This window comes from Vibrio sp. 11-4(1) (genome assembly GCF_013048625.1).
Lineage (GTDB): Bacteria > Pseudomonadota > Gammaproteobacteria > Enterobacterales > Vibrionaceae > Vibrio > Vibrio diabolicus.
The window spans coordinates 258261-276001 of record NZ_VHSY01000002.1; the positions used below are offsets into that span (position 1 = coordinate 258261).

Consider the following 17741-nt stretch of genomic DNA (forward strand, 5'->3'; position numbering starts at 1 on the left):
GTCAAAATGATTAAAGAACGATTCTTACAACTGATCCAACTGCTCATTTCAATCTTCCTCATCATGGGGGCACTTGGCATCGGAATTACCATTCAAAAGTTCACTGGCGTTTCCGTCCCAGGAAGTGTCATAGGTATGCTCGTACTGTTTTTCTCCATGACTCTTGGGCTTGTAAAAGTCGATTGGGTCAAACCGGGCGCCACGCTATTTATCCGCTACATGATTTTGTTGTTCGTTCCTATTAGCGTGGGATTAATGCAACATTTCGATATGTTACTCGCTAATGCCCTCCCTATCATTGCTAGCGCAGTTGGAGGCTCACTCATTGTACTGGTCAGCCTCGCTTGGCTGCTGGACTACTTGCTAAAGGAGAAGCACTGATATGTGGTTAGTTGTTACTATTGCGGTTTTTCTTGTCGCGCGCCAAATCGCAATCAAAGTGAATAATCCTCTAGCAAATCCTTTGCTGATCAGTATTGCAGCGCTCATTCCTTTACTTACTTACTTAAATGTACCGTTTGAAACGTATTATGCGGATAACGAAGGGATCAGTTTTTTACTTCAACCAGCCGTAGTTGCTCTGGCTTACCCGCTATATGAACAACTACCACAGATTAAAGCAAACTGGCGAATCATCACTTTTGCTTGCACAGTAGGCAGTGTGATGTCGATGATGACAACCACCTTGATCGCAGTCGCTTTCAAAGCAGATATCAGTTTAATCGCAAGTCTAGTGGGTAAATCCGTCACTACGCCAATAGCAATGGAAATTTCGAGTCACCTCGGTGGTGAAGCTGCCGTTGCGGCGATCTTGGTTCTGATTGTTGGTTTATTGGGCGCGATTTTGGCATACCCAATTTACAACTTAATTGGAATTAAACACCCGATTGCACGTGGCCTAACAATGGGTACCGTGTCTCATGCCTTAGGCACCGCGACATGTGCAGAGAAACAGCCCATTGATGCCGCGTTCTCATCACTCGCATTGGTTTTATGCGGCATCATCACTTCTATTTTGGCTCCAAGCTTTTTTGCTTTGGCTGTCTGGCTATATCAATAGTTAAGCGCTCTCGGTCTGCCCTCCTTCCGGCAGGCCGTGGCCTTCCCGTTTCTTCCTTATCCCTTCCAAAATTCTGTATTACCTCATCTAACAACCCGTTCTAGTAAGATCGTTAAGGCACTCTGACGAGGTACACACTAATAACTTCAACATTCAGTGCAATATTACTGACTCAACGTTGCTTAGATATCTAGGAATAACGTTGTGTGGACATGTAGGCATCGTAATTAACATATCCCAGCGTCTTGGTTATATGAATATATACTGATATGGTTAATTGTGAGACGGAGATAACGCTTCACGTCAGTGCAATCGAATACATGTGTGAGCTCACTCTAATTATGTAACAGAATTATCAATTGCATTATTTATCGTGATCTAACGCACGGAACATTTCTATCCTTCACATAGAATAACTGTCCATGCAATAACAAGGATTCAACATGAAAAGTCGCATTGAACAGGCGCTAGCAGGCGCTCCAGAAGCACTTTCCAAACAACTTGCTCCTATCATCCAAGCTGATGATTTTGATGCTACGCTTTCAGTTCAACAGTTTGAGCAGTTGCTTTCAGCTACCGGTCTATCAGATAAAGAGCTTCGTGTTGCTCTACTTCCTTTTGCCGCAGCATATTCCTATGCTCCTCTTTCTGAATTTTATGTCGGTGCTATCGTTCGTGGTCTCTCAGGTCGCCTTTACTTCGGTGCCAACATGGAATTCTTTGGTGTTCAGTTAGGTCAAACAGTTCACGCTGAGCAGTCTGCAATTAGCCATGCTTGGATGAAAGGTGAACGTGGTATTAAAGATATTACTATTAACTTCAGCCCATGTGGTCACTGCCGTCAGTTCATGAACGAGTTATCTACCGCAAACGAGCTTAAAATCCAGCTACCAGAACGCGAAGAAAAGTCGCTGCATGAATACCTACCTGAAGCCTTTGGACCAAACGATCTCGGTATCGAATCCGGCTTAATGGCAGAAGTAAAGCATCAGTTCTCATGCGATGATGAAGACACTCTAATTCAAAGCGCTGTTGAAGCGATGAACATGAGCCACTCACCATATACCAACAACCTGAGTGGCTTAGCATTAGAAATGGCTAGCGGCCGTGTATTCCAAGGTGCTTATGCGGAAAATGCGGCGTTTAACCCTAGCTTGCCGCCGTTACAAGTTGCGTTGATACAAGTACTACTTGCGGGTGAAACTTTTGACAATATCAAAGCCGCTGCATTGGTAGAGAACTCAGAAGGTAAGATCAGTCATTTGGCTGATACGCAATCAACGTTAGAAGCGTTGAATCCAGATATTCCACTCAGTTTTGTCAACGTATAAGCGACAATTTCAGTATAAAAAGCTCTACGGCATGTAGAGCTTTTTTATTGCCTAAAAACCAAAAGCAAACGTTTGTTTTGTCATAAAACTTCAGTATGATCTCCTGCAATTTCTGTCTCACCACTCTATTTTGTAAGGGAACACTATGTTTGGCACTGCAACCAGCGCAAATGCTACCCGTGTATTACTTTTAGGCTCTGGCGAACTCGGTAAAGAAGTCGCAATTGAATGTCAGAGACTTGGTTTAGAAGTGATTGCTTGTGATCGCTATGCTAATGCTCCAGCGATGCAAGTTGCTCACCGTAGTTACGTCATCGATATGTTAGATGGAAGCGCCTTAGAAGAAGTTATTACAAAGGAACAACCTACTTACGTCGTACCTGAAATCGAAGCTATCGCAACCGACAAACTGGTAGAGCTTGAAGAAAAAGGGCTGAATGTTGTTCCAACCGCTAAGGCAACCAAGCTAACAATGAATCGTGAAGGTATCCGACGTTTGGCTGCAGAAGAACTAGAACTGACGACATCACCTTATCGTTTTGCAGATACTTTTGAAGACTTCAAAGCCGCGGTTGAACATGTAGGCATCCCGTGCGTAGTAAAGCCAGTTATGAGTTCTTCAGGTAAAGGGCAAAGTGTCATCAAGACCGAAGACGACGTAGCAAAAGCATGGGATTACGCACAGGAAGGCGGACGTACGGGTGCAGGTCGCGTGATCGTGGAAGGTTTTATCGACTTCGATTACGAAATCACTTTATTGACCGTAAGAGCCGTTGACGGTGTTCACTTCTGTGCTCCAATTGGCCATCGTCAGGAAGATGGCGACTACCGCGAATCATGGCAACCGCAAGCCATGTCAGAAAACGCAGTAAAAGCAGCAGAATACACGGCAGAGAAAGTAGTCAACGCACTCGGTGGCTACGGCATCTTTGGTGTAGAGTTATTTGTTAAAGGCGATAAGGTCATTTTCAATGAGGTCTCTCCTCGCCCACACGATACAGGCATGGTCACTATGATTTCTCAGGAAATGTCAGAGTTTGCTCTCCACGTACGTGCATTTACCGGAATGCCGATTAATAATATCGTACAATATGGTCCATCTGCGTCGGCCGTTATTCTTGGTCAAGGGACTTCCACAAACATTCGCTTTGACAACCTAACCAAAGCCTTAGCTCAACCTCAAACGCAAGTTCGTCTATTCGGCAAGCCAGAAATCGATGGTCGCCGTCGTTTAGGTGTTGTCCTTACGCGACGAAAAACCACCGAAGAAGCCGTTCAAGATGCTGTTGAAAGTGCTTCAAAAGTTAATATCACTTATTAAATACGAACCACTTATACAAAAATAGCGCAGCTCAAATTGCTGCGCTATTTCGTTTTACAAACCAAAAAAACCTATTCACTCTCGATTAGGTACACTTCTTCAGAGAAGCGACTTAAGCCTTTTTTCGCAATTTTAGGATGGTTTTCATCAGCTTCATCTACGTTCAAACAGGTAACTTTGTAACCTGAAAATAACTGCTCAATCTCTTCGACTGGCACGCTAAATGGAGGCCCTGCCATCTCTTCTTGAGGATAGTTGAGTGTAACAAGCAAAATACGACCGCCTGGATTCAAAAGTTGCTTGAGACGCTCTACATACTCCTCTCGCATATCTTGCGGTAAAGCAACCAACGCGGCGCGATCATAAATGATATCGGCTTGAGATACTGGTGCAGTGAAAAAGTCCCCAGTATAAATAGAGAGCTCATCAAATTGATAAAGCTCGTGCATACCATTAACAGGCGTCACGGTTGGCGTATAAAAATGTTCAGCAAAAAAGGCACGAACAGCGATATGGCTCAGCTCAACACCTTCAACTGAATCATGCTTCATCGCCAACCAAATCAAGTCTTCTGACTTTCCACACAAAGGCACTAACACTTTGTCTTCACGCTTTGGGTTTGTGTGTTGCCAATATGCAGGTAATAGCGGGTTTACATCTTCCAAGTGAAATCCGATTTGATTACTGGCCCATTTATTATGCCAAAACTCTTGGTCTCTCATTTTACTTTCTACTTGTCGGCTGATTTTCATTTTGAGAAGTAAGACTAACGATTTTTTTCAATTTGTCTATGCCGTTCATCTTTGGTTAATACAGCGGTGATAGGATGTAAACGTTCTTATAGGAACCACGCCTTTATCTGATAAACAGAATAAAGAAAAGAGAAATGGTGATCTAACGCACGATTCCACTTCAAGACAAAACTGAAACCTTGGAATCTTTCGTAATGACCCCATTAATAAGTTAGTACCTGATTTGCCGAACTTAGCGACCTTTATGTTCCCTATTTTCTAAGTACAAGCAAGTTAAGGAGAGTGAATGAGCTTATTTCTTCGTACTACAGCATTGATGCTTTTGGTACTTAGCCGTGCACCGGCATTTGCCGCACTTCCAATTACCCCAGCGCCGAGTGGCGATCAAAATCGTTCAACAAGTCAAAACGAAGTTTGTTCGAAACTCTTTAAACATAGCCTTAGCGGCTTGTATGGTATTCAGTCAATCGACGCAACTCCAACTCAGCCATACACTGACTTCGACATTCTTTACAGCAAAGCTCACCAAGCACAATTTGAGCTTGAAACTATCTGTAAAAGTACCGCACTTCTTAATGATGCTCAGCCATACTTCGCAGGCGTAAAGTCCAAACAACGAGCAGAAGAAAAAATAGCTTTGGAGTTAGATGGAAAAGTCGAACGCATTACTGACCTAGCCCGTGCCACGATTGTTGCTGAAGACGTCGCGAGCTTAGTCTCCATTTATGAAACCTTAGAGCGTGAAACAACAATTGTTAAAGTAAAAAATCGCTTCAAAAAACCTGGTCCTTCAGGCTATAGAGACTTGAACTTACTCGTTCGTTTACCAAAGACAAATCTAGTTGCCGAAGTTCAACTGCACTTAAAAGCCATCGCAGATGTGAAGAGCGGTCCTGAACACGACCTATACGAAAAAATCCAGAAACTAGAACGCCAAGCGATGATGGAGAAACGCGAACTAAGCGAACTAGAACTCGCTTCTATTCGCAACATGCGTGCACAGTCTAAAAACTTGTACCAACAAGCATGGCAACCATACTTAACAACGCACCTAGAAGCAGCGTAATCCATATCATTAAGATATACTCAAAAACAGAAAAACCACCGCATTGCGGTGGTTTTCGTTTATATGCGACACAAGTTTTACGCAAAAAAAAGACCACGCCTTAGCGTGATCCATTTATTCGGCTTACTGTACTTTCTTCAGGTTTTCTACACGAGCTTTTAACTTCTGACCCGGGCGAAAAGTCACTACACGTCGAGCAGTAATTGGAATATCTTCACCGGTTTTCGGGTTACGACCAGGTCGTTCATTCTTGTCACGAAGATCAAAGTTACCAAAACCTGACAGTTTTACCTGTTCGCCACTTTCCAGTGCCTTACGAATCTCTTCAAAGAACACTTCCACCGTTTCCTTGGCGTCCCGCTTACTAAATCCTAATTTATCAAACAGGTTTTCTGCCAGTTCGGCTTTTGTGAGCGCCATAAAACTTTCCTCAAAGCTATGTTAAACAATGCTACGTTAGTGTAGCGCCAGAGCAGTTTTACCCTACCAATTCAACAACATATCGGGGTTACATCAGGAAGTGTATGACAAGCTTATGATTTTCGCCAACTTTTTTCTTGGCGAACAAAAGGAATAGCACTATGTAAATTATTGTTAAACGCCAACATTTTGATATTTTTGTTTTTGTTTTCTCTTTAATAGGAAAAACATCCAGCTGATAAAACTAAAAGTAGTTAAAATATCAACATTAATCACTATTTAATAAAAATATCAGAGATTGGTTATTTAACAGACACTTGACATAGAACTTGTCGTAAATTCAGTGATTTGTATGTAACTCGATACGTAACAATTGAACTAAATGGTATGACCACCTGGCTTTGTAACTGTGCTTAGAAAGCTTGATTAAACCCACGCTTCTCACTGTTCAGCGATGACGCAATATATAAAGGTTGATAATGTGTTTCTTCGTGTATCTCCACATTAGTTCCTTACACTTCATCTAGGCGACCATGATTAATCAAATCATAAATATTCTTTTCCCTTTTTGCAGCAATTGTCGCGGTTTTGGTTCCCGCACTACTCATACTCCCTGTATGTCGATTGACGTCACTGTCGTTTAAAACCTGGGCACCACCACATATGTTTCGCAATAGCGGAAACCTTGCTATTCCTTTGTTTACCTATACGTTTGGAGAAACTGCGCTATCCTCAGCAGTACTGCTATTTGTCGTGTCAGCATGCTTGCACATTAGTTTAGGTGTAATGCTACTTAGTCATGGCAACCCTTTTAAGCAAATAGTCAAGATGCCAATCTTTTTAGCTGCGTCGTTGGCTCTGTTTCTCAACGTGACAAATGTGGGTGTATGGGCACCTTTATACGAAGCGACTGCTCTACTTGGCCAAGCGGCAGTACCCGTGATGCTTTTATCCCTGGGGGCGCAAATGTGTCATTTAAGAGTGGACGGTTTAAAGGTTGGTGTATTGTGTACCGTGCAGTCGCTTGCAACTGGGGCGGTTGCATTTGCACTTATTTATTGGTTAATTCCCCTTCCAACGATGCAATTGCAAATGATGGTACTCTTCACAATGCTGCCACCAGCCGTCATGAATTACCTATTTGCGGAAAGGCTGAATATAGAGCCCATGAAAGTGGCGTCAATGGTACTATTTGGCAACTTTTTCAGTATTCTTACGCTCCCACTTCTGCTTAGCTATACCCTCTCACTCGCCGCCTAGCTGCCAATAAACTTGCGTTAGCGTCTGTTGGCGGAAAAACGATATATGCCAAATCTCGATTAAGCGTTACCTCAAGTTTGGTCCAGATTTTTGAGGTTGTGGGAGTTGACGTAAACGGCCTAGTACGTGAATCACAATAAGATAATGCTCAACATAAAAAAACCCTGCCGATTTGACAGGGTTTTTAGTTTCTTAAGAGAGATAGTTCGTCTAACGATTAGTCACGTAGAGCAGCACCAAACTTCTCAGAAACGTGAGCAACGATAGCGTCAACCGCACCTGCGATATCTGCATCTTCAAGCGTGCGCTCAACTGATTGTAGAGTCAAAGCGATTGCTAGGCTCTTCTTACCGTCTTCAACGCCTTTACCTACGTACACGTCGAACAGTTTCGCATCTTTAAGGAACTCACCACCTTGCTCTAAACAAGCATTAACGATGTCACCAGATGCTACCGCTTCGTCCACAACTACTGCGATGTCACGACGGTTTGATGGGAATTTAGAAAGCTGAACCGCTTCTGGAATCACTTTACTGTTGATTGCAGACCATTCGATTTCGAATACGATAGTACGACCGTTTAGACCGAACTTACGCTCAAGCTCAGGGTGAACGGTACCGATCACCCCCACTTCTTTACCATCTACGATGATTGCCGCAGATTGACCTGGGTGAAGTGCTGGGTTAGCTTTTTTGCTTTCAGGTGACAGTGCAGCGAAAGAGTACGCTTTTTCGTTAGCAGACAGTTCTAGAACTGCTTCTAGGTCGCCTTTAAGGTCGAAGAAATCAACAGTGTTAGTTTCGATATCCCAGTGCTCTTCACCACGAGTACCAGCAATAACACCTGCAAGCATAGGCTCTTGGCGCATGCCGTTTTCTGCAGATTCACATGGGATGAAACGTAGGCCGTATTCGAATAGACGAACGCGTGGCTGTTGACGTTTCTGGTTGTGAACAACCGTGTTCAACAGCCCTTGGATAAGACCAAGACGCATTGCTGACATGTCTGCTGAAATTGGGTTTGGAAGCACTAGAGGCTCAACACCAGGTACAACTAGCTTTTGTTGCTCAGGTTCAACGAAGCTGTATGTAATTGCTTCGTGGTAACCACGGTCAACAAGAAGATCACGAACGCGTTTCAGTGGAAGATCCGCTTCAACGTGGTTGTGCATCTTAAGTGCTGCGGCTGGGTGTTGGTTAGGAATGTTGTCGTAACCGTAGATACGGCCAACTTCTTCAATCAGGTCTTGTTCGATAGCGATATCGAAACGCCATGTTGGCGCTACTGCCACCCAACCTTCTTCTGAAGCTTCAACAGTCAAACCTAGGCGCTCTAGGATTTCTACTACGTCAGCATCAGCGATGTGGTGACCTAGTAGGTTGTCTAGCTTAGTACGACGTAGAGCAACTTTGTTTGGCTTAGGTAGGTCTGCTTCAGACTCTACTGCAACAACAGGTGCTACTTCACCACCACAGATCTCAACTAGAAGCTGAGTTGCACGCTCCATTGCGCTCACTTGTAGTGCGTAATCCACACCACGCTCGAAACGCATTGAAGAATCAGTGTGCAGACCGTAGCTACGAGCGCGGCCACGGATGTGGTCAGGTGCAAAGAATGCACACTCTAGTAGAACGTCTTTAGTCTCAGTTGTTACACCAGACTCTTCACCACCAAAGATACCTGCGATTGCAAGTGCTTTGTTGTGGTCAGCAACTACTAGTGTATCTGCGTTTAGTTCTGCTTCGCTGCCATCAAGAAGTGTTAGCTTCTCACCTTGCTCAGCCATACGAACTACGATGCCACCTTCGATCTTCGATAGATCGAATGCGTGCATTGGTTGACCTTGCTCTAGAAGCACGTAGTTAGTGATGTCTACTACAGGGTCGATCGAGCGAATACCACAACGACGCAGTTTCTCTTGCATCCATAGTGGTGTTTCAGCTTGAACGTTTACGTTCTTAACTACACGACCTAGGTAACGTGGACACGCTGCTGGCGCTTTCACTTCAATAGACACTTTATCGTCGATTGAAGGCGCAACTGCTTCTACTGATGGCTCAGTCACGTCAGCACGGTTTAGTACGCCAACTTCACGAGCTAAACCACGGATGCTGAAACAGTCAGCGCGGTTTGCTGTTAGATCTACGTCTACCGTTACGTCATCTAGACCTAGGAATTCACGGAAATCAGTACCGATTACTGCGTCTTCTGCTAGTTCCATGATGCCGTCTGACTCAACATCAATGCCTAGTTCAGTGAACGAACAAAGCATGCCGTGAGATGGCTGGCCACGTAGTTTCGCTTTTTTGATTTTGAAATCGCCTGGAAGAACAGCACCAACTGTTGCTACCGCTACTTTCAGACCTTGGCGACAGTTAGGTGCGCCACAAACGATGTCTAGAAGCTCTTCTTCGCCTACATCTACTTTAGTAACGCGAAGTTTGTCTGCGTCTGGGTGTTGACCACATTCAACAACGTGACCCACTTTAACGCCAGTGAAAGAACCCGCTACAGGAAGAACGTCGTCTACCTCTAGGCCGGCCATTGTAATTTGATGAGTGAGTTCGTCAGTAGTAACCGCTGGGTTTACCCACTCACGAAGCCATGATTCGCTGAATTTCATGTTGATGAACCCTCTGGATTACTTGAACTGTTTTAGGAAACGAAGATCGTTTTCGAAGAACGCACGTAGATCGTTCACGCCATAACGAAGCATCGTTAGACGCTCAACACCCATACCGAATGCGAAACCAGAGTATTTTTCAGGATCGATGCCTACGCTACGTAGTACGTTCGGGTGAACCATACCGCAGCCTAGTACTTCTAACCATTTACCGTTTTTGCCTTTCACGTCTACTTCAGCTGAAGGTTCAGTGAATGGGAAGTAAGATGGACGGAAACGTACTTCTACTTCTTCTTCGAAGAAGTTACATAGGAAATCGTGCAGGATACCTTTCAACTGTGCAAAGTTTACGTTCTCATCAACCAGCATACCTTCCACTTGGTGGAACATTGGGGTATGAGTTTGGTCGTAGTCGTTACGGTATACACGGCCCGGTGCGATGAAACGGAATGGTGGTTTACCATTTTCCATCGTACGGATCTGTACGCCTGACGTATGAGTACGAAGCATCAAATCTGGATTGAAGAAGAAAGTATCGTGGTCAGTACGCGCTGGGTGATCAGCGGCAATATTTAGCGCATCAAAGTTGTGGAATGCATCTTCGATCTCTGGGCCAGCTTCGGTGTTAAAACCAAGTTCGCCAAAGAACTTCTCAATACGCTCTACAGTACGAGTTACTGGGTGTAAACCACCGTTTTCAATACGACGACCTGGTAGTGTTACGTCGATTGTTTCTGCTGCTAGTTTCGCTTCAAGCTCTGCACGTTGTAGTGCGTCTTTACGAGCTGCGATAGCTTGCTGAACGACGCCTTTCGCTTTGTTGATTTCTTGACCAGCTTCACGGCGTTCTTCTGGTGGTAGTTTACCTAGGCTTTGAAGTTGAGCAGTTAGCTCACCTTTTTTACCCAGATACTGAACACGCACTTCATCAAGTGCGACTAGCGATTCGGCAGCTTCAATTGCAGTGCTCGCGCTAGCAATGATCTCTTCTAGATGTTGCATCGTTTCCTCATCTACCTGTTGGTAGTGTCCATAAGGGAGTGATTGGTTTTTTGATAGCTGTACATAGTAGCCAAACCGGGCACCAATGCCAAATTGAATTACGAAAAGAAGAGGTTATTGAATAAAAAGAGCACAAAAACGTCAAAAATGTCATCTTTCATTAATCTGACGTTAAGTTGTGCCCTTTTGTTTTAGAAATAGTATTGAATAGATAGCTCGATAAAATCGTCATCTCGGGCGAAATAGAGCAAATCGTTTGGCGTTTCATTTTTGAACAACCAAGCATCAATTTGCCACTTAAAGTTATTCGATATTCGGCTCGAGGCTTCTAACTTGGCATTGTAAACATCGGCGTTATCTAAATCCTTTGTGATTCCCGTCAATACTTCCGTTCCGTCCTCGTCGTTGAGCGCCCAACGAATGCCTGCAAACACATCATTTTGACCGATAGTTTGTGCGTTATTCCCACGACTGTCATAGAGGTACTCACCAATAACCCCCACATCCCAAACCGTGTCAAATGCACCGACGAAGGTATACTCAAAACCCGTCACAAGACCGACATGATTATCAGCACTATCTCGATAAACACTTTCCAGTTTCCATAACCAATCGCCAACGATTCCTTGTACATCAAGACCGACATGACTCATCAGAGCGTAGTAAGGCTTTAATTCTCCGTACTCAAAACGAAAGTAAGGATCCCGGTTTGTTCCATATAAATAGCTCAGGCCTACGTCCCAATCGCCAAGCATTTTCGAATATCGAAAAGCCACATCTACCTGCTTTTCTTCTCTGCTTGATTCATAGATAGCATCATCTGAGACAACAGGTTCGGTTCGCAAGCGCCCGTCAGTACCCGCAAACGTTCGTTCCCTAAAGTAAGGTAATAACATTGCATGGACGGTGCCCCAATCTTTGAATGAGGTAAAATGCAACATCGGCTGACCGAGCTTATCTTCACCATCGACGGCTTCAATGGCGTCTGTCTGGTTTACTACATCAACCAAATGGGCGGATTCCGTCACTCCCCAAAAGACCTTACTAATCCCAACTCGAAGCTCATAATCATCCCAATAAGTCAGATAAAGCGCCTCTCTTATGTCTCCATGACTTCGCTCATCGTCTAGACTATCCAAACGATAGAAAGGTGTGAGGGTTAAGCTCGCATCACTATTTTGCATCTCCCAGTAAAATTCTGGCTGCAAAACCAATGACGTTTGCGCTTTTCTCTGACCCTGAGAGCCCGTTTCAAAAAACTGACGATGCTCAATATTGACTTGTCCAGCAAGCTCAACGGCAGCAAGAGGCATCGAGTAAAAAGAGGTTGCTGCGCTAAGCAACAACCCAACATTTGATCGGTTCATTTCTCCTCCACTACCTCACTCGCTTTAACACATTCTTATGAAAATCATTGTCTTCGAGCCCAGTGTTAAAGCGCATTTCACTTGTTGTTAGCTCAGTGCTTTTTCCTGTTTGATGATTTGTCATCGCCATGGTGTGCGCTCGCCAATATTGGTTGAGGTACTGCTTGTAATCTGAGAAAGAAAGCGTTTTTAACAACGACCCTTTGCGATCGTAAAACTCAACTTTCAGTGGGCGGTAATGCGCTTTATCTAACCACACCGTTTGCTTGGTATAACCTGAATTTTTGTCGGTCGGGATTTGCTCTATGACGAAAACATCTTGCCCATTTATGGTGTCATCTTTTAAGTAATTGAAACGATACTTTTCGATCTCAAAAGAACTGAGATCCTCATACGCAAATTCACTGCCCATAAAAGGGCCTGATTTGTTACGCGAGGAAATACGTTTCACACGCTTCAGTGCTGGAAGGTAAAGCCACTGGTCATCGGCCCCCACCGTATGAGAGTGGTTGAGAAACGCGGTGCCTTTCACATCTCTTGGTTCATCAAATATTGTGAGTCCTTTGTCACCATCGTCCTCAACTTCGAGTGATTGGAGGCGCATTAAACGTGTGCTGCTTTCTCCTTGTGCGTTCCGCAGAATCATTTTCATGGTAGCAACAGAATCCCCCCACCCTTCATCACGGGCTTTGCGCTCTTGAGCAATTTCTAATCCTTTCGCTTCATCCGCTAACACCGCATGACTCATAAAAAGCGAGACAGAAAGTGCAGATACTTTTAAGGCATTTTTTAGTAAATTCATGTTCAATCCTTTGATTCGTTATGACTGAATAACAGCCGTGGTTTGAGAGTCAGTTGATTTAAGCTTGTTTCGGCGGTCCACCTCGTCGTAGACGCCTTTGTCAAACAACATCAGTAGAGTCGGTAGAAAGATGAAATCCACAACAAGAGCAATGAAGATAACAATGGCACTCAACTGCCCCATATCGGCATTTAAGCGGAAGCTCGACATCGCCAGAACGGAGAAACCAGCAACAAGCACGACAGTCGTAATCCAAAGCGCGCGCCCCACGGTGCGAAAAGCGTAACGAACCGCTTGTTCAGCGCTATGGCCATCTTTACGAGCGTGTTGGTATTTAGAGAGAAAATGAACGGCATCATCAACCACAACGCCAAGCGTCAACGTCACAACAACAGACAACCCCAAATTAATTTCACCAGAAACCAGCGCCCAAATACCAAAACCAATAAGCGCAGGGGCGATATTCGGGACCAGGCTGATTAAACCGAGCTTGAACGAGCGTAAGGCAAAGATCAGTAATGCCGAAATTAAGACCAGAGTGATAGGCAAGGTTGACAGCATGCTAGCCATATTCGTTTCGCCAATATGCGCAAACATCAGTGATGGACTAGAAGCAACAACATCATACTGAGGCGCGTTTTCGTTAAACCATTGGTAAATACGATTTTCCAAATCAACAAGCTCGACGCTGCCCAAGTTCTCCACAGTGAGAACCATCTTGATTGACGACTTATCAACATTGATTTGGTTGTTCAAATCTAAGCCATACGGTAGTGACATTTCATAAAGCAGCAGATATTGAGCCGCTAATTCTCTGTCTTGAGGGAGCGAGTAATAAGCCTGATCATCTCCATGCATGTTCTTGTTTAGACGCTTATAAACATCGCTCAAGGTCGCAACATGGTCCGTTTCTGGCTGCAACCTTAGCCAGTCAGTAAATTTACCCACGGTATTGAGAAAATTAGGATCCGCAATACCCTGCGATTCGTTAGTTTTTATCGCGATACTGATATTCGCCATGCCACTGATTCGCTCTTCCATAAAATCAGCCGCTCGACGAAATTCATTGCTATGACCAAAGTACTCGACGGATTCATCGTTGACTTTGTTCAGCGGAATCAAACTCGCACTCGCGACAATAACAAGCACCGACAACGGCAATAACGCATGTCGCTTTGACACCACGAAATCCCCTAAGTGATCCATAAAGTGCTTTCTTTCATCAGCAGTGTCTGACTTCACCCTAACAGGAAGGATATGAAGTAACGCCGGAAGTAATGTGATGGAAAGGAAGCAAGCAATCATGACGCCAAGGGCTGATAGGTTGCCGAAATCTCTCAGGATTGGAGAATCCGACATATTCATCATTAAAAAGCCGATCGCGGTGGTAATGGAGGTAATCAGGATGGGCATGAAATTGAGCGCAATACTTCGTTCAATAGAATGGGCTTTACTAAAGCCGTTTTGCATTGACTGACGCATCGTCGCTATGATGTGTACACAGTCGGCGACGGCAAGCGTCATCACCAAGGTAGGCACATTAACTGTCGCCGTGCTTAAGAACATACCAGCCCATCCTGATAAGCCCATTGTCACCATAACTGAGCCGATAATAACGATGAGTGTCGCGATAACGCTAAGCAACGAGCGCAACATGAGAGTCAGGAAAACCAATATCACTAGTAGCATGGTCGGCACTAATGTTGCGCTGTCATCTTGAGCTGCGGTCATAAACGCGTAGTTCATTGCAATAATACCGGCCTTGTGGAACTCAGTATCCGGGTACACTTGCTGATAACGCTCAATCATTCCGTTTATGTAGGCAACCACTTCTTGTACTTCAGCGGTTTTATCGACCTCAGGGAGTTGGACCGTAATATTCACGACCGTGACATCCCCTTTTTCGGAAATCAGTGAACTTTTCAAAACCGGCTCACTCAACGCAATACTTTTGACTTTCTCGATTCGCTGAGGCGTCAATTCATATTCGCTATACAGTAAATCTTCGACAAGAAGATCATCTTCAAACGCTTCGGTATGCTGGTAGTTGGCAAGGGAATCAACACGGGTGGAGTATGGGACTTGCCACGCCTCGTCAGTGATCTGCTGAATAAGAGATAAGGTGTTAGGAGTAAAAACAGTGCCACTTTTTGGCGCTATGACCAAAGCAAGACTGTCAGATTTTGCAAAGGTAGTCTGAATTTCATCAAACGCAAGTAACTGCTCATTTGTTCCATCAAAAAAGATGTCGTAATCCCCTCTAAAGTAAAGATTTTTTCCTCCAATAGTTGCTATAACAATCAATAAAACGGTAGCAAGCACAACCAACACACTGTAATTCGTTGGTAGCTTGACCCAGCTCATTCGGGCTTGTTGTTGAACGTTGTGATGTGGCATCACACTCTCCTTTTGTGACGTTTCGTCAAATTTAAAAACTAAAAAAAACAGCGAATGCTGTGATAACCAGATAACTTCAACATATAAAAATCAGATCGAATTTATTTGGTTATATAAGTTAGTTTTTGAGTAACTTCCTATACTTCTCGAGATCGGTAACTTGAGTACCAATTTCTAATTTTTTGACGATTCGTCACAATGGTGTAATAAAAAAGCCAACTAAAATATTAGATGGCCTCTATAACGATTAGCGATTCACAGACTCTAAATAAGCAAGCTCTTCGCTGAACAATTCCTGTTCCACTCGACGCCACGTTTTACGGTAATCCCACTCTGTCGATAAAGGTGACCACCCTAAACCATCAAGTAACATATTCGCGTTATGCAGTACTGAGAATGGATCTTGAATTCGCTGAATACATCGACTGTTCGATGCATTTTGCGCTAGAGCGTTTGAACCGAAGGCAATAGACCAGTTAGCAAATACGATGGCATCAGAACCAATTGCGGGAGAGAACTTAAGGTCTCCACATTCCACCGCATTATTCACCAACGCATCAGCACCATCTATTACTTGTTCTTCTAAGTTGTTCAATTCATTCACACGCTTAGGCGAAGCTTTCTCTAGGACCCAAGGCGTCTTTGCAACAATCGCACAGGTTGATAGTACAGGCTCCATACGAGCGTAAATACGATAACCTACATGCATAGCAATGATTTTTTCTCTGGTATTGCCATTGAACTTAGCGGTACGTTCGAAAAATATTGCCTCGCTTCTCAGCGAGTGAATACAAAGCGCAAGAATCACATCTTCTTTGCTGCAAAAATGATTGTAGATCGTTCCCTTCGAGTAAGGGCTTGCCGCTGTGAGCTTGTCCATCGTTAAGTTGGCAAAGCCTTGCTCTTGAACCAGAGACTTAGCCAATTGAATAAGCTCTATTTCACGATCAGCAATCGCCTGTTGTTTTTTAGTTAGCCCTGAAGACGTACGACATCCGTCTTGCTTGCTATCTTTTTTACAGCGAAAGTTAAACATAATCCTTTGATCCGTATACCAACACACTCCCAATAATTGTAACACGATTCTTGAATACAGGAACGCCACTAAATTTGACGAACCGTCACAAATGACACTTCGTCATAATAGATCAAAAAACAAACATTGCAAGTATGAATTTATAGCTAACCGAAAAATAAGCTTTAATTATATATAACCAAGTAACATCAAGATGCTTGGTTCAGCGAGAATGATTTGATTGTAAGGAAAGGCTAGAGTGGAGTGCGGGGACATAACCCCAAAAATCAGAACCTTAAAAATTGGACAACGAGTGATATTGAAATGATGTTATTCAAAAAAGCCCAAAACACTTAAAGTTTGGATTCAAAACAGTAACTGATAGATGCTCTATTTACAAAGTGTGCTCTGTCTTGGGCTTTTCTTTTACTGCTTCCTTTCAATATTAGAGCTGCAAAACTCAATAACATAATGAGAAAAGCGATTCTCTTTAAGTAAAAGACTGAATTTCTAAATCGAGAGGCTTGGTTTATCACCTGCAGATGCGATGGCATAACGAATATCGTCAATAAATCGCCCTTCTGTCTCGATAATTCCATCAGAGAATGTGACTGGTTGATGTGGCCCTGCAAGTAGAACAATATTAGTAAAATCAGAGACGTTGAAGTTCTCTGCCACAACATTTTTGGAATGAAAATCGATAACCGTTTTTGCGACTTGATCTTCCAATTGCAAAAGCTGCTCTTCGGTAATTTTCATGCGTGCCAAAGCCACACGAACGCATTTATCGTGGGTTGTTGTCTGTTCTTTTATGATTTCCGTATATTTATCATTGAGCTTGGAGTTTTCTGCATAGCTGTAATATAACGGCCCGTGCAACGTTATATTTTTATCTTCATCAACGTAAACAAGATCCAATAACTCCAAAGCTTTTAGGTAATCAGACATGCTCTGCTCAGACAAATCATACTTTTTCTTTAAAATGGAATATCCATCTTTGCCTCGCAGCATTCTCAATTCACGATAAAAATCGTAAAGATGGGGAAATTGAAAAAAAACTTCATCTTGCGTACGGCTAAAGTAATCCTCGTCTTCGCCTTGTAATTGATTCGCAAGCTTTTGTAGTTCATCTAACGTGCAATCAACAGCTCTACAATATTCAAGCAGTTTATCCAAAGCGAGATTTGTGCTTGTTAAGTGTCTCTTAAAAGTGGACAGCGGCATGCCCATTTTCTCAGATAGCTCTCGATATGTTAGCCCTTTTGTTTTAATCGCTTGGCGTAATGCGGCTAGCAAGTATTCGGGAGTCAGATCTCTCATCTACA

At 43.6% G+C, this 17741-nt stretch carries 14 protein-coding genes and 1 pseudogene; 6 read left to right on the forward strand and 9 right to left on the reverse strand.

What is annotated here, in order from left to right; all coding sequences use genetic code 11:
• Positions 1–6: 6 nt before the first annotated feature.
• The 4 genes from FKN16_RS04650 (at position 7) to purT (ending at position 3712) form a co-directional block, all read left to right on the forward strand.
• Entirely contained in the window at positions 7–381 is a 375-nt protein-coding gene (locus FKN16_RS04650; RefSeq protein WP_005397786.1) for a CidA/LrgA family protein, read from the forward strand.
• Between the two features lies 1 nt (position 382).
• Positions 383–1060 carry an LrgB family protein gene (locus FKN16_RS04655; RefSeq protein ID WP_170902114.1) on the forward strand — a complete coding sequence of 226 codons (678 nt, stop codon included), beginning with the start codon at positions 383–385 and terminating at the stop codon, positions 1058–1060.
• A 443-nt stretch (positions 1061–1503) separates the two neighbouring features.
• Entirely contained in the window at positions 1504–2391 is an 888-nt protein-coding gene (cdd, locus tag FKN16_RS04660; protein ID WP_005397788.1) for a cytidine deaminase, read from the forward strand.
• 145 nt (positions 2392–2536) lie between these two features.
• Positions 2537–3712, forward strand: a complete 1176-nt coding sequence (purT, locus tag FKN16_RS04665) for a formate-dependent phosphoribosylglycinamide formyltransferase (protein ID WP_006741653.1) — start codon at positions 2537–2539, stop codon at positions 3710–3712.
• A 71-nt stretch (positions 3713–3783) separates the two neighbouring features.
• Here the strand turns inward: purT and FKN16_RS04670 are convergent, their stop codons facing one another.
• Positions 3784–4434 carry a thiopurine S-methyltransferase gene (locus FKN16_RS04670; protein WP_046874957.1) on the reverse strand — a complete coding sequence of 217 codons (651 nt, stop codon included), beginning with the start codon at positions 4432–4434 and terminating at the stop codon, positions 3784–3786.
• Positions 4435–4750: 316 nt separating this feature from the next.
• Between FKN16_RS04670 and FKN16_RS04675 the strand changes: the two genes are divergently transcribed.
• Positions 4751–5530: a RelA/SpoT domain-containing protein gene (locus FKN16_RS04675; protein WP_006741655.1), complete on the forward strand. Its 780-nt coding sequence runs from the start codon at positions 4751–4753 to the stop codon at positions 5528–5530.
• A 123-nt stretch (positions 5531–5653) separates the two neighbouring features.
• On the opposite strand, the gene ihfA is transcribed toward FKN16_RS04675, so the two are convergent.
• Entirely contained in the window at positions 5654–5950 is a 297-nt protein-coding gene (ihfA, locus tag FKN16_RS04680) for an integration host factor subunit alpha (RefSeq protein WP_005377899.1), read from the reverse strand.
• A gap of 570 nt (positions 5951–6520) precedes the next feature.
• On the opposite strand from ihfA, the pseudogene FKN16_RS04685 reads away from it, so the two are divergent.
• Positions 6521–7210: pseudogene (locus FKN16_RS04685) on the forward strand (AEC family transporter); the annotation flags it as partial.
• Positions 7211–7427: 217 nt separating this feature from the next.
• On the opposite strand, the gene pheT reads toward FKN16_RS04685, so the two are convergent.
• From pheT to FKN16_RS04720, 7 genes are all read right to left on the reverse strand, one after another.
• Positions 7428–9833 (reverse strand): phenylalanine--tRNA ligase subunit beta, encoded by a 2406-nt coding sequence (gene pheT, locus FKN16_RS04690; RefSeq protein WP_150918536.1) that lies wholly within the window; start codon positions 9831–9833, stop codon positions 7428–7430.
• An 18-nt stretch (positions 9834–9851) separates the two neighbouring features.
• Positions 9852–10835, reverse strand: a complete 984-nt coding sequence (gene pheS / locus FKN16_RS04695; protein ID WP_005385470.1) for a phenylalanine--tRNA ligase subunit alpha — start codon at positions 10833–10835, stop codon at positions 9852–9854.
• A gap of 191 nt (positions 10836–11026) precedes the next feature.
• Positions 11027–12202: a hypothetical protein gene (locus tag FKN16_RS04700; RefSeq protein WP_170902115.1), complete on the reverse strand. Its 1176-nt coding sequence runs from the start codon at positions 12200–12202 to the stop codon at positions 11027–11029.
• A 10-nt stretch (positions 12203–12212) separates the two neighbouring features.
• Positions 12213–13004 carry an outer membrane lipoprotein-sorting protein gene (locus FKN16_RS04705; RefSeq protein WP_005395903.1) on the reverse strand — a complete coding sequence of 264 codons (792 nt, stop codon included), beginning with the start codon at positions 13002–13004 and terminating at the stop codon, positions 12213–12215.
• A gap of 18 nt (positions 13005–13022) precedes the next feature.
• A complete protein-coding gene (locus tag FKN16_RS04710; protein WP_104971560.1) occupies positions 13023–15401 on the reverse strand; it encodes an MMPL family transporter in 2379 nt (792 codons plus the stop codon).
• Positions 15402–15648: 247 nt separating this feature from the next.
• Positions 15649–16437, reverse strand: coding sequence for a TetR/AcrR family transcriptional regulator (locus tag FKN16_RS04715; protein WP_005395898.1), 789 nt, complete (start codon positions 16435–16437; stop codon positions 15649–15651).
• A 489-nt stretch (positions 16438–16926) separates the two neighbouring features.
• Positions 16927–17736 carry a helix-turn-helix domain-containing protein gene (locus FKN16_RS04720; RefSeq protein ID WP_006741660.1) on the reverse strand — a complete coding sequence of 270 codons (810 nt, stop codon included), beginning with the start codon at positions 17734–17736 and terminating at the stop codon, positions 16927–16929.
• Positions 17737–17741 lie beyond the last annotated feature (5 nt).